This is a genomic window from Vreelandella neptunia, from assembly GCF_034479615.1.
Classification (GTDB): domain Bacteria; phylum Pseudomonadota; class Gammaproteobacteria; order Pseudomonadales; family Halomonadaceae; genus Vreelandella; species Vreelandella neptunia.
Window position 1 is genome coordinate 3,869,920 of record NZ_CP140255.1, and the last position, 12,227, is coordinate 3,882,146.

12 protein-coding genes are annotated in these 12,227 nt (G+C 53.9%); 6 read left to right on the plus strand and 6 right to left on the minus strand.

Annotated features, from left to right (window positions below; genetic code table 11):
- Position 1: 1 nt before the first annotated feature.
- From SR894_RS17970 to SR894_RS17990, 5 genes are all read left to right on the plus strand, one after another.
- A complete protein-coding gene (locus tag SR894_RS17970) occupies positions 2 to 2,122 on the plus strand; it encodes a hybrid sensor histidine kinase/response regulator (RefSeq protein WP_223288624.1) in 2,121 nt (706 codons plus the stop codon).
- A gap of 54 nt (positions 2,123 to 2,176) precedes the next feature.
- The gene (locus SR894_RS17975) at positions 2,177 to 2,539 is read left to right on the plus strand and encodes a response regulator (RefSeq protein WP_133733327.1); all 363 of its coding nucleotides are present in this window, start codon (positions 2,177 to 2,179) and stop codon (positions 2,537 to 2,539) included.
- Between the two features lie 74 nt (positions 2,540 to 2,613).
- Entirely contained in the window at positions 2,614 to 4,296 is a 1,683-nt protein-coding gene (locus SR894_RS17980) for a diguanylate cyclase (protein ID WP_133733328.1), read from the plus strand.
- Entirely contained in the window at positions 4,286 to 4,846 is a 561-nt protein-coding gene (locus tag SR894_RS17985) for a chemotaxis protein CheW (protein ID WP_133733329.1), read from the plus strand. Before SR894_RS17980 ends, SR894_RS17985 begins: the two co-directional genes overlap by 11 nt.
- 1 nt (position 4,847) lies before the next feature.
- Positions 4,848 to 5,300 (plus strand): hypothetical protein, encoded by a 453-nt coding sequence (locus tag SR894_RS17990; RefSeq protein ID WP_133733330.1) that lies wholly within the window; start codon positions 4,848 to 4,850, stop codon positions 5,298 to 5,300.
- Here the strand turns inward: SR894_RS17990 and SR894_RS17995 are convergent.
- The 3 genes from SR894_RS17995 to SR894_RS18005 all read right to left on the minus strand — a co-directional run bounded on the left by SR894_RS17995 (position 5,275) and on the right by SR894_RS18005 (position 8,342).
- Positions 5,275 to 6,480, minus strand: coding sequence for a molybdopterin molybdotransferase MoeA (locus SR894_RS17995; protein WP_223288623.1), 1,206 nt, complete (start codon positions 6,478 to 6,480; stop codon positions 5,275 to 5,277). The two genes, SR894_RS17990 and SR894_RS17995, sit on opposite strands and share 26 nt — an antisense overlap.
- A 204-nt stretch (positions 6,481 to 6,684) precedes the next feature.
- Positions 6,685 to 7,962 (minus strand): hydroxymethylglutaryl-CoA reductase, degradative, encoded by a 1,278-nt coding sequence (locus SR894_RS18000; RefSeq protein ID WP_280070435.1) that lies wholly within the window; start codon positions 7,960 to 7,962, stop codon positions 6,685 to 6,687.
- An 8-nt stretch (positions 7,963 to 7,970) separates the two neighbouring features.
- Complete coding sequence (locus SR894_RS18005) at positions 7,971 to 8,342, minus strand: TRAP transporter large permease subunit (protein WP_246638217.1); 372 nt, start codon at positions 8,340 to 8,342, stop codon at positions 7,971 to 7,973.
- 65 nt (positions 8,343 to 8,407) lie between these two features.
- Between SR894_RS18005 and SR894_RS18010 the strand changes: the two genes are divergently transcribed.
- A protein-coding gene (locus SR894_RS18010; RefSeq protein WP_322535447.1) for an IS3 family transposase occupies positions 8,408 to 9,588 on the plus strand; the annotation gives its coding sequence in 2 pieces (ribosomal slippage) (positions 8,408 to 8,732 and positions 8,732 to 9,588; 1,182 coding nt in all).
- 15 nt (positions 9,589 to 9,603) lie between these two features.
- On the opposite strand, the gene SR894_RS18015 is transcribed toward SR894_RS18010, so the two are convergent.
- The 3 genes from SR894_RS18015 to dctP all read right to left on the minus strand — a co-directional run bounded on the left by SR894_RS18015 (position 9,604) and on the right by dctP (position 12,203).
- Entirely contained in the window at positions 9,604 to 10,566 is a 963-nt protein-coding gene (locus tag SR894_RS18015; RefSeq protein ID WP_246638301.1) for a TRAP transporter large permease, read from the minus strand.
- On the minus strand, positions 10,563 to 11,075 hold the full coding sequence (locus SR894_RS18020) for a TRAP transporter small permease subunit (RefSeq protein ID WP_223289102.1): 513 nt from the start codon (positions 11,073 to 11,075) through the stop codon (positions 10,563 to 10,565). Before SR894_RS18020 ends, SR894_RS18015 begins: the two co-directional genes overlap by 4 nt.
- A 72-nt stretch (positions 11,076 to 11,147) precedes the next feature.
- Complete coding sequence (gene dctP / locus SR894_RS18025; protein ID WP_273193677.1) at positions 11,148 to 12,203, minus strand: TRAP transporter substrate-binding protein DctP; 1,056 nt, start codon at positions 12,201 to 12,203, stop codon at positions 11,148 to 11,150.
- Between the last annotated feature and the right edge of the window lie 24 nt (positions 12,204 to 12,227).

A 12,227-nucleotide genomic window follows, 5' to 3' on the forward strand; every position in this document is an offset into this window, starting at 1 on the left:
TATGGCGCTGGATATTCGCCGCTTTATACAGCGCTTTGTGGAAGAAGCGGCCGACCACCTGCCCCGCCTGCGCGAAGGGATCAGCGCGCTGGAACAAGGCCACGCTGATCGTGAACAGGTCAACGAGCTGTTCCGCGCTGCGCATACACTGAAAGGCTCGTCGCGAATGCTAAAACTGGTGCCGATTACAGCACTGGCCCATAGCACTGAAGAGCTGCTCAGCGCCCTGCGCGACGGCACGCTAACCGCAACGCCGCCGGTTATCAGCCTACTCAGCCAGGCAGTTGACGGGCTGGCTGACCTGGTCGGTCGGCTAGCCGAAGGGGCGACGGGTGACGACCTACCTGCGGCTGATGAGGCGCTATGTAGCGCTCTGGAAGCGACTGCCCTCGGACAGGCCCCACCTACTCCCGCTGTGGTTACGCCGTCCTCTGAGCCTGCGCTATCGTCCTCCTCAACGCCTCCTTCCTCCGCTGCACTAGTGACTGAGAGCGAACTGCGCCTTAGTGACACCGTACGGGTTCGCTTGGATCGACTGGACGATGTTATTCGTTTGATGGGGGAAGTACTTTCAGGCCACCACCATTTACATGGGCTGGTTGATCAAGCCCGTGAGCTAAGCGCTACGCTTCCTGCCGAACAGCAAGGGCCTTTCCATGCCTTTCATCGTGAGCTGAAAGACAGCGTTTTAGGCCATGATTCGCTAATGAGCGACCTACACGACCGTGCGCTGCAAATGCGCATGCTGCCGCTAAGCGTGGTGTTTGACCCGCTCGCGCATATGTCCCGGGATCTGGCCCAGTCACTGGGCAAAAAGGTCGACTGCCGGGTGCGAGGCAGTGAAATCGAACTCGACCGTCAGATGATCGATCGCCTATCTGATCCGCTTATTCACCTGCTGCGTAACGCCTTGGATCACGGCTTGGAGCCACCTGCCGAACGCCAGGCAGCGGGCAAATCTCCCCGTGGGCAATTGATTATTGAAGCGTGGCAGGACGCTGACTGGGTGGTGGTTGAGATGCGTGATGATGGCGCTGGGATTGCGCTGGAGGCGGTGCGTCAGAAAGCACTCGCCAAGCAGCTGGTCAGCGAAGAGCAGTTGAATGCGCTGAGCGAACAGGAGACGCTGGAGCTTATTTTTCTGCCGGGCTTCTCTACCAAAAGCATGATTACCGATTTTTCTGGGCGCGGCGTAGGTATGGATGTAGTCAAACGCACCGTGGTGGACGAGCTCAACGGAGACCTGCAGCTTGCCAGCGAACGCGGCAGCGGCACGCGCTTTACCCTGCGCCTACCGCTCTCGCTGGCGATGATGCGGGTACTGCTGGTCAGCGTTGGGGGCGTCAACCTAGGGGTAACCGCGCCTTACGTATCAGAGTTGGTAGAGTGCTCATCACACTCATTCATTGATGCCGCCGGACAGCGCACTCTGATTTTACGCAACGAATTTGTGCCGGTGGTATCACTAGCCCAACTGCTTGAGCTACCCGCGACGACTGCCGCCGCTGATAACACCCTACTGCTGGTCGTCCACCAGCGGCACCAGAAACTCGCCCTGATTATCGACTCACTGATTGATGAGCGCGATATGGTGATCAAGCCTCTACCGGCGCATCTACGCTATTTACCATTAGTCTCGGGCATGGTTTCCATGGGACGCAATGCGCTGGTCAGCCTACTGCATGTACCTGCTTTGCTGGAAGCCTCCCGGCATGGTGCCCAACGCCCTAACGAAGAGCGCGCGACCGCCGCTCTCGCGAAACGCATTCTGGTGGTCGACGACTCACTAAATACCCGTGAAATAGAAAAAGATGTGCTCGAAGCGTGGGGTTATCACGTCACGCTGGCCGAAAATGGTCGCGATGGTTTAGCCAAAGCATTGGCAGAACCGTTTGATGCCATACTTACCGATGTTGAAATGCCGGTAATGGATGGTTTTGCGCTGACTGCCCGACTGCGCGAAAATGAGGTTTATCGTTATCGGCCGATTATTATCATCACCTCGCGAGAAAAAGAGGCCGATCGCCGACGCGGTATTGAGGTCGGTGCCGACGCCTACATCGTCAAGGGCAGTTTTGATCAAAACAATTTAGTAGAGACGCTCCAGGCCCTGCTGGGCTAACGACGAGCGTTACTGACACAACCGTGAATGACACAACAACCATGAGGTCATGGAATGCATATCCTGGTCGTAGACGACGATCCGCTTGCTGGGGAAATGACGGCGGCACTGCTTGAGTCTCAGGGCCATGAGCCTCTGCTGGCCAATGATGCGATGGAAGCCGTCGAGCAGTTAGACACTCACAGCGATATCCAACTGATCGTTAGCGATATGCATATGCCCCTGGTCAGCGGGTTAGCCCTATTAGCGATGCTGCGCGAACAGGGTAATCACCTGCCGTTTATTTTACTCACCGGGGACACGCCGGATGCAGCGCTTCAACAAACACCGGGCCTGAACGCCTGTTTGCGTAAAGATGCCGAGCTGGCTTGGAACCTGGAAGTCGCCGTGAGGCAGGCTCTAGCACTCCACGGCTAAGCCACGCTCGATGCGATGGAATGGATTAAAGATGGAATGGATCGCCGCTTTCGATCACTTACGTAGGTAGTTTGATGTCTAAGCCCGCCCCCTCGCTGCACGATAAGCTACATCAGCTGCGTGAGCGTTTTATTGAGCAGCTTCCCTCACGCTTAGCGCAAACCGCCGAGCTGTGGCAGCAGAGTCGCACGACGAGCGAAGAGCAGGCGCGGCTCGCGCCAGAGCTGCACCGCTTCTTTCATAGCTTAAAAGGAACCGGGAGATCCCTGGGATTTGAGCGACTTGCTCTGCTGGCGGATCAGGCGGAGGAGGCACTCACTACCTCTCCCGCCCGCGACGATATCGATACGTTTATCAGCCAGCTGCTACTCCAGCTAGGCCGCGAGCAGCAGCACCTGCGTTCCCACCACGGTCAACAGCAAGCGCTGGCGGCCGTAAACAGCTTCGAGCTCACCAGTCAGGTTGAACCACCCCTGCGCAATAAGCGCCAGCGGTTAATCTATCTGTGCGACGACGAGCCCGAGCAGGTCGACCAATTGATTCATCACCTACGCTGCTTCGGTCATAAAGTCGTTCAGTTTATCGATACTGAAACATTCTTTAACGCCGTACTCACGCGTCGCCCTGATGCGGTCATCATGGATGTGCAGTTCCCTCAGGGCCAGACGGCTGGGACTGAAACCCTGACCAGCTTGAACAAACTAACCGGCCAGCCACTTCCCGCCATCGTTTTGTCGGCCCACAGCGACTTTAATTCACGCCTGAGTGCCGTTCGTGCAGGCTGCGGAGGTTACTTTACCAAGCCGGTAAAACCACTGGATCTTATGTTGGCAGTGGATGAGCTAACTGCTCCGGCGGTGGAAGAGCCGTTGAAAGTGCTCGTAGTGGATGATGAGCCCGAAGCAGCTGCTTACCACGCCTTACTGCTTGAAGAGGACGGCATGAGTGTTCATCAAGTGCATCATCCCGCCGATGCGCTTAATGCGATGGAGCGCTTTAGCCCTGATTTACTGCTGGTCGATGTCTATATGCCGGTGTGTTCGGGTGAAGAGCTGGCGACGATTATTCGTCAGCAGCCGGAATATCTGGGCCTACCGATTATCTACCTCTCTAGCGAAACCGACAGCCAAAAGCAGATTTCCGCCATGTCAGCGGGTGTTGAAGCCTTTCTTACCAAACCTGTGCAGCCCGATGAACTCGTTTCAGCCGTGCGTCTGCGTGCCGAACGCCTGCGCTTGCTACGCTCATTAATGACCCGAGACAGCATGACCGGGCTGTATAATCACAGTACCACCACCGAGCTCATCACTAAAGCCCTCGCCCAAGCTCACCGCGAAGATAGCCAGCACGCCATGGCGATGATCGATATCGATCACTTTAAACATGTTAACGATACCCACGGCCACTTGGCGGGCGATCAAGTGATTATCACCTTGGCGAGGCTATTGAAGAGCCGCCTGCGGCTATCTGATATTATTGGTCGCTACGGCGGTGAAGAGTTTGTTGTGCTGCTGAAAGGCATTTGTGCAGAGAAAGCCGCCACATTAATCGACAGCCTGCGCGAGGATTTTGCGCTGGTTGATTTTCACGCCGGCGACGTTCGCTTTCGCTGTACTTTCAGTGCAGGCATCAGCCGCTTCCCCGCGCAGCCCTCTACCGAGTCGCTGCGTTTAAGCGCCGACCAAGCGCTCTATCGCGCTAAACACCAAGGGCGCAATCAGATAGTGATCTCAACGGAGCTAGCCGATGAGCGCTGAATATTCCCGTGACGGCGAAGCAGATGAACGACCGATCGCTACACAGACCTTGGAGGAGGCATTAGCGCTAAACGGCGATACTGAAACTGTGGTGGATGTTGATGAACCCACCCAACAGCTAGTGCTCTTTCGACTCAATAACCAGCAGTTTGCGCTACCCGGCAGCGCGGTGAGTGAAATTTTATCCAGCGACCAGCCCGTCTATTACGTGCCAGGGCTGCCCACCTCTACCGAAGGCGTGCTGCACCTGCGAGGCAAAATTGAATCCGTCATTAGCCTGCACCAGCTGCTCGGTTTACCTACACCGGAAGGCACATCTAAGGGGATGATTTTGTTAGTCCGCACAGCGGGGATTACTAGCGGTGTGCGTATTGAGCAGCTCGACGACGTGTGCGAGGTCGCCCAAAGTATGCTGCAGGCTCCCCCCGAAACACTTCCCGGCACGCTGCGCCCTTATGTTAGTGCACTGTGGCAGATAGATGAGCGCCAAGCGCTTGCACTGCTTGACCCAGAGGCACTGTTCGACGCCTACCAGCAGGGACTGGGTTAAAGTGCCCTTGCATCACGGCCATCATGAGCAGGCCCAGGTTGCCTTGGTGCTGTTTTGCGTAGGGCCTTACCGTGCGGCCCTGGAGGCATGCCATGTGCTCGCGATGACCGATCATCCCACGACACTGCGCACTGCCAATGCTCAAACGTTGCTCTTCGAAGGTGGCGACCATGACTCTCCGCCTAGCCGCTGGCTCACCCTGCGCGACACTCAAACAACTAGTGACCACCAACACATTTGGCAACTGGGCGTAAGCGGCGACATTACCTTGCAGCAACTCCCTGCCAACACGCTCTACCCGCTGCCTAAACTGCTGCTTTCACGCCGATTTTCAACGGCGCTATGCGGCTTAACCTTCGACCAGCAGCAGCTAGTACTGCTACTGGATGCCCGCCAGCTTAATCCTTCGCTTTCTCAGGATCCTGCGATTATCCAGCCAACCACAAACAGCTAATGGCATCGCCCTCGGCTATGTCGCTATTGGCGGGAATGACTGCAAAGGCGTCGGCGTTGATACACGACGAAAGCACGCCAGAATTCTGATCAGCAAAGGCCGTCGCCATTACGCCGCTGGGCGCGAATTCGAGCGTCACGCGCATATAGTGCTCACGTGGCCCCGTTGAGGTAGCAAACCCAGCTTTCGCGGTCACCTTCGGCAACGTTTTTAACGCCGGACAGCCCAGCATTGCGCCCAGTAAAGGGCGTAAAAACAGCCAGGCGCCGACAAATCCCGATACTGGATTGCCCGGCAGGCCAACAAACCGCGCCAGGCTGCCGTCATTGCGCGGCAAGCGGCCCAACGCTAGCGGCTTACCAGGGCGAATCGCCAGCTTCCACATATCGAGCTGGCCAATCGCTTCCAGCGCAGCTTTGACGTGATCCTCTTCGCCGACGCTGACGCCGCCGGTGGTCACCACCAAGTCTGCGTCAGCAGCAGCGGCCGTTAACAGTGCCACGGTGCGGGCGTAGTCATCCGGTACGCTAACGGTACTCACCACCTCGGCGCCAAAGTTTTCTAACAGGCGCCTAAGCATCGGTCGGTTTGAGTTGTAGAGCTGCCCCGGCTTGAGCGGAGTGCCCGGATCAATAATCTCATCTCCGGTCGAAAGCAGCGCCACACGGGGGCGACGGCGGACGCTGACCTGGGTAATCCCCTGACCTGCCAAGTGGCCAAGAGCCGCTGCTTCGAGCCGCTCACCAGCATCTAACAGGATGCTACCCTGGCGCACGTCACGCCCTTGGCGGCGGACATTATCACCTGCGGGAACGCCCTCAGGCATCAGCGCACGATCACCGTCAACTTGTACGCGCTCCTGCATCACCACGCAGTCAGCCCCAGGAGGAATCTCACCGCCGGTAAAAATACGCGCGCAGCTACCGGGTGCAAGCGCTTCAGCCTGCGTACCTGCAGCAATACGTTGACTCACGGGCAACCACTGCCCCGCATCGGCAGCGTGCAGGGCGTAGCCATCCATCGCGCTATTATCGAAGGGTGGCACATCCAGCTCCGCGGTGACAGCCTCGGCCAACACACGTCCACCGGCAGCTTCCAGCGGGATACTCTCTGCAGCGAGCGCGCTGACGTCTGCTAGCAGCGCCTCAAGCGCGGCTGATATCGGCTGTAAATCAGCCATGCTGACCTCGGCCTGGGATGACCAGGTTGGTAAGCATGAACCGGGTATTATGAAGTGATGGCATAGTCGTCTCTAAAACAGAAAAATTGGGGTCGTTAACCTTAAAGAGTAGATTAGCGTTGTAGATAGAATGCCACGATCAACGCTCAGAAACAGCCCGTAGTGGTACATCTAGCTAGACGACTATATAAGCTGGCTAAAGCGTTACTGTCGCACCTCGTTGAGAATTTCTTCTGCTACATCGACCCTTACCTTACCAAGCTTCACCAACGCATCGGCTACTTTCTCAATCTCGGCACCAACCGCACCTGCCATGACTGCAATATTTTTCGCATGGAGTGCCATATGACCCTTTTGGATGCCAGTCGTCGCTAGTGCTTTGAGTGCAGCGAAGTTCTGAGCCAAACCGACTGCAGCAATAGTGCAGGCAAGCCGTTCGGCAGTCGTTATGTTCATTATATCCAGCGCAATACGCGCTGTAGGGTGAGAGCGCGTGGCTCCACCAATCAAGCCTACCGCCAAAGGCATTTCAATAGTGCCGGTCAGGTTTCCGTCAGCATCGGTTTCCCATCGTGTTAATGAGCTGTACTGCCCTGTACGGGCAGCATAAGCATGGGCTCCCGCCTCTACAGCCCGGCAATCATTTCCAGTTGCCAGTACCACAGCACTTACCCCATTCATGATGCCCTTGTTATGCGTGGCTGCGCGATAAGGGTCAATATCGGCGAAGTCATAGGCGGCCAATATGCCATCACGAACCTCTGCACCGCCAATTTCGTCCAAAGCCCAAGTAGCCCGTGCTCTCGCTAATCGACGATCAGCCAAGTTGGACAAAATACGCAGATAGGTCTTCCCTCCCGTCCATTTTGCAATATGGGGGGCTACGGCTTCCGCCATGGAGTTCACTGCGTTAGCGCCCATCGCATCACGAGTATCGACAATCAGATGGGTGACCACCATTGGCCCAGTGCGTCCTTTCAGAACACGCACCTCCATATCACGGAACCCGCCGCCGTGTTTAAGCAAGACCGGATCTGTTTCATCACATATCAACTGAACGTCCGACTTATGCTCTAGAATCTGCAAACGAGCGAATTCAGGATTCGGAACACCCAGCAACTGAACCTGGGCAATCATGTGAGAATTCGACATGCCTGTCTTAAAACCACCGGTCGAGCGGCACTGACGGGCTGCGTTACAGACAGCAGCTACCACCGAAGACTCCTCTGTCGCCATGGGCACTAGGACATCATGCCCATCTACCAGCATATTGGTCGCCACACCCAAAGGAATGTTCATGGTGCCAATGACATTCTCGATCATGGAGTCGGCTGTGGCTGAATCCAGGTTGCCGGTGTTGCCCAGATGTCTGACAACATCTTCGCTCAACCCAGTGACTTCCACTACCTTTTGTAGCCGCTCTTCAGGTGACATTTTGTGCAACCCTGGAATACGAGAAGTCGTTGTAGTCATTGTTTTTATCTCCTTTTTTAAGAGCGTACTGTCTGTGAAAGTTGTTCAGGCAGCCAAGTAACGATTTCGGGAAAAAGCATAAATAAAATTAATGCAATGAGCTGCAAAACCAAGAAGGGTACGATGGCCCGGTATACAGTTCCCATACCAATATCGGGTGGCAGCACCCCCTTTATGTAGAAAAGCGTGTAGCCAAAAGGAGGGGTGATATAACCCATCTGAGCAGTAATAAGGAAAAGCACTCCGAACCAGACCGGATCAAATTGAAAGGCGTTTATAATAGGTAAGAAGACAGGCACACATAAAAGGATGATGCCAATTTCATCAAGGAATAGCCCAAGGAATACTAAAATCAGCATCATGGAAAGCAGTACTAACCAGCGATTCATTTCAAGGTTGGACTTCCCCCAGTTCAGTGGACACGCATCGATAACTCCGCAGGAGGAGAAATACGATGCCGGAGATGATCACGGGGAAGAAAACTCAGCAGTACAGCACTGAGTTCAAGGTCAAAGCGGTGGAGTGGAGTCACCAGGCCCACCGGAGTGTGAAAAGCGTCGCCGAAGCGCTGGATATTCACCCTTTCATGCTGTCACGCTGGCGTAAGGAATACCGAGAGGGAAAGTTCGCCATGAAACGGGTAAAGAAAGCGCCAGCAGACGCCAAGAAGAAGATCCAGGAACAGGATGAGGTTGCCCGCCTGAAACGCCGGATATCGGAGCTTCAGGAGGAAAACGACATTCTAAAAAAGTTTCAACGTTTTCAGGCCGAGGAACGACGGAAGCGTTCCGGTTCATCTGGAAACACCGACGAGACTACAGTGTAAAAGCGCTGTGCAGACATCTGAAGGTGTCGCGGTCTGGATACTATGCCTGGGCCAACCGGGAGCCCAGCAAGAGAGCCACTGACAAGGCAGACTTGTTGTTGAAGATCAGGAAGATCTACGACAACAGTAAAGGCCGTTATGGTAGTCCTCGCGTTTACCAGACGCTGCGCCGAGAAGGCCTGGTGGTCGGAGAGAATCGGGTCGCGAAAATTATGCGGGAGTGGGGCATGAAGGCCCGCTCTGATCGTGTGTACCGCCGATTGAAGAAGCTCAGGAATGATCTGAAAACCCTGCCAAATTATCGACTTGAGGCAGCGAGGCCGACTACGGAAAACCAGCAGTGGAGCAGTGACGTCACGTATATCAAGCTTGGCAAGAAGTACGTGTTCCTGGCGGTAGTGTTGGACCTGTACTCACGCCGCATCATCAGTTGGCGCTTGGGGGCGAGTCTGAGCGCAAACTTTGCCAGAGCAACGTTGCGGGAGGCCTTCACAAGCCGTAAGCCGGATTCTGGCCTGTTGTTCCATACGGATCGCGGCATCGAATACCGAGCTCATAAGACACAAGCGCTGCTGAAGCAGTACCAAGTAAAACACAGCATGAACCGACCTGGTCAGTGTACCGACAATGCCGAGGTTGAATCGTTCTTCAAGACCCTCAAGGGCGAATTGCTGCACGCCACCAGCTTCGTGACGATGCGCCAATTACGGAAACATATAAAAGCCTATATTGAGGGCTTTTATAATACCCAACGGCTGCACAGTGGCCTTGGTTACCGGACTCCGCTAGAGTTCGAAGGAATCAACTGATGGGGCGTGTCCATTTTATTGGGGGAAGTCCAGGTCTTGAATGAATTGTAGAAGCGAGTCCGCCCCGCCAGTGCCGGTGAAGATGGATACAAATATCTTCGCCCCAATCGTGATCCACATAATCATAGTGGTCACCCGTAAGGTATCCATAGATGCAGCAGATAAGTTTTTAAATGTCAGCTGTCTCTGAAAGGCCGCTGAAATCAACGCTCCAACAACACCCACTGCTGCTGCCTCGGTGGGTGTGGCAATACCGGCATAGATACTACCCAGCACGGATAAAACAATCAGTACTGGTAGTATCAGAGCTTTAAGAGAACTCAACATCTCCCCTAGGCTTGTCTGTTCTCCAGACTGTCGAGGAGCTAGGTTTGGCTGAATAATTGCTCTCAGGATAATATAAAGAATATACAGCCCTGCCAGTATTACTCCTGGAACAATACCGGCAGCAAACATTTTGCCAACTGATATCTGGGCAGTAGAAGCATATACAATCGTAATAATTGAGGGAGGGATCAGAATGCCTAATGTACCGCCTGCACAGATTGTGCCCAGTGCTAATCGCTGGTCATAACCGCGCTGCAGCATAGATGGCAATGCGAGGATGCCCATTGCCGCAACAGCCGCCCCAACAATGCCAGTCATCGCCGCCATCACCGTACAGATCGCTACGGTACCGACTGCCAATCCTCCCGGCAAACGTCGGAACCAAAGTTCCATTGCACGATATAACGCTTCAATAATACCTGAACGCTGAAGCACGCTTGCCATCAGCACATAGAGTGGGATAGCCAGCAGGATGTCTGATGTCATTGCATCAAAGGTTTGGAGAACGGTCAGCACTAGTGCATCAGCTCCCCACAGTATGACTGTGAATAAAATTGCCAAAAATGCCAGTACAAACGCTAAAGGCATCCCGCTGAGCAACAATACCAACAGTGAGACAAACATCATTGAAAGGACAAGAGTAGAACTCATGCTTTCACCTCTTGACCTTGAATACGCTTAACTGCCCAAATAATTTCAGCCAGCGCTTGCATGAGAAGCAATAAAAAAGCGATCGGAATAAGCGCTTTCACCGGCCAGACGGGGGGATTCCAAGAGGTAAATGAAGTTTCACCACTTGCGTAGGCATTCAGCGCTATAGGTAGGCTCTGATCTATAAAAATCACCGTTACTACAACAATCAACGCATATGTTAGACAGTCTACTAAGCCTGCCAATTTAAACGGCAGTTTACGGTAAAGTATGTCAACGTTGACGTGCCCAGCAGTATGTAGAATATAAGGACCAGCCAGTAAGAAGTAAGGGCCAAATAATAGTGTTGCAAGCTCCATAGCCCAGGTAGTGGGTGCATTGAAAAAATAGCGCGACACTACTTCATAGCTGATGACGGTCACCATAATGAAGACAAAAGCCGATACAATCGTGGCCACCCAACGGTTAAGAGCCGTTATTAGGCGGCAGTAGCCAAGCAGAACAGCCATAATTGAACCTCGATGGGAAGGCAATCCGGCCTATTACCGGATTGCCATCGCGCAAAACCGTAGAGTAGGAACTCAGTCAATCAAGCCAAGTTCTTGCATGAATTCGATTTGGCTATTGAGAATTTCGTTAGCCAATTCGTCATCTCCAGCCGCTCTCCTCCATGCATTCATCGCGGTCGGGCGCCCTTCTGCAATGAGATCGGGGCTCAAATGGGTGATCTGTACGCCTTGCGCTTCGAACTCTTCGAGAGCAACAGTATCCTGGGCAAGGATGTGCTGCCGTAAAGAAGACGAAATCTCACGGGCAGCCACTTCCAAGGCCGCTTTGTAAGAGTCAGGTAAACTATCGTAAGCCGCTTGGTTCGCTACATAACTGGTAGCTGTCGTGGGTTGGTGAAAGCCAGGTACAGCTATATATCCGGCCACTTCTCCCAAGCCTGCTTCAAAATTAGCGGTCAGGTCGCCGCGATCGGCAAGGTCAATGACCCCTTTCTCAAGTGCTTGATACACCTCTGCCGTAGGCAACCCTGTCGTAGACACACCAAATTCGCTCATCACCGTGCTGGCCAAGCCAACGAAACGCCCTTTTTTGCCATCCAGATCATCCAGAGATTCGATAGGAAATTTAGAATGGATGGGTTCTTGCCCATAAACCGTAGGTGCAATGTAGTAGAGCCCAGCTGACGCGTAGGCCTGACGAGCCAGCTCAATTCCCCCTTTCTCATAGAACCAAGCTTCGTACTGGTCAGACTCAGGAAAACCAAACGGTACTGTGCTGGTGAAAGCGAAAGCAGGTATAGAACCTGCTTCATAGCCGTCAAATGTCTTCATCATCTGGAAGGCACCTGCACGTACAGCTTCAAATGCTTGGGCTGATGGCGCTAATTGACCACCGGCGAACAATCGAATTTCAAATTTACCATCAGTTAATTCGGATACCCGCTCTACAAATTTTTCTTCGTATTCATAGGGCGTTGTCCCCGCATCCCAAAGCGCCTGCATTCGCCAGTTTACGCTGGGCAGCTCCTCGGCAATAGCTACAGAAGGAGCCACACAGGCCGTCATAGCGGACACAGCTGCGATGGTTTTAAAAAAGAACCAGCTTTTATTTATGGTTGTTAAGTTCACGATGCTCTCCATGGTGAATGGCAG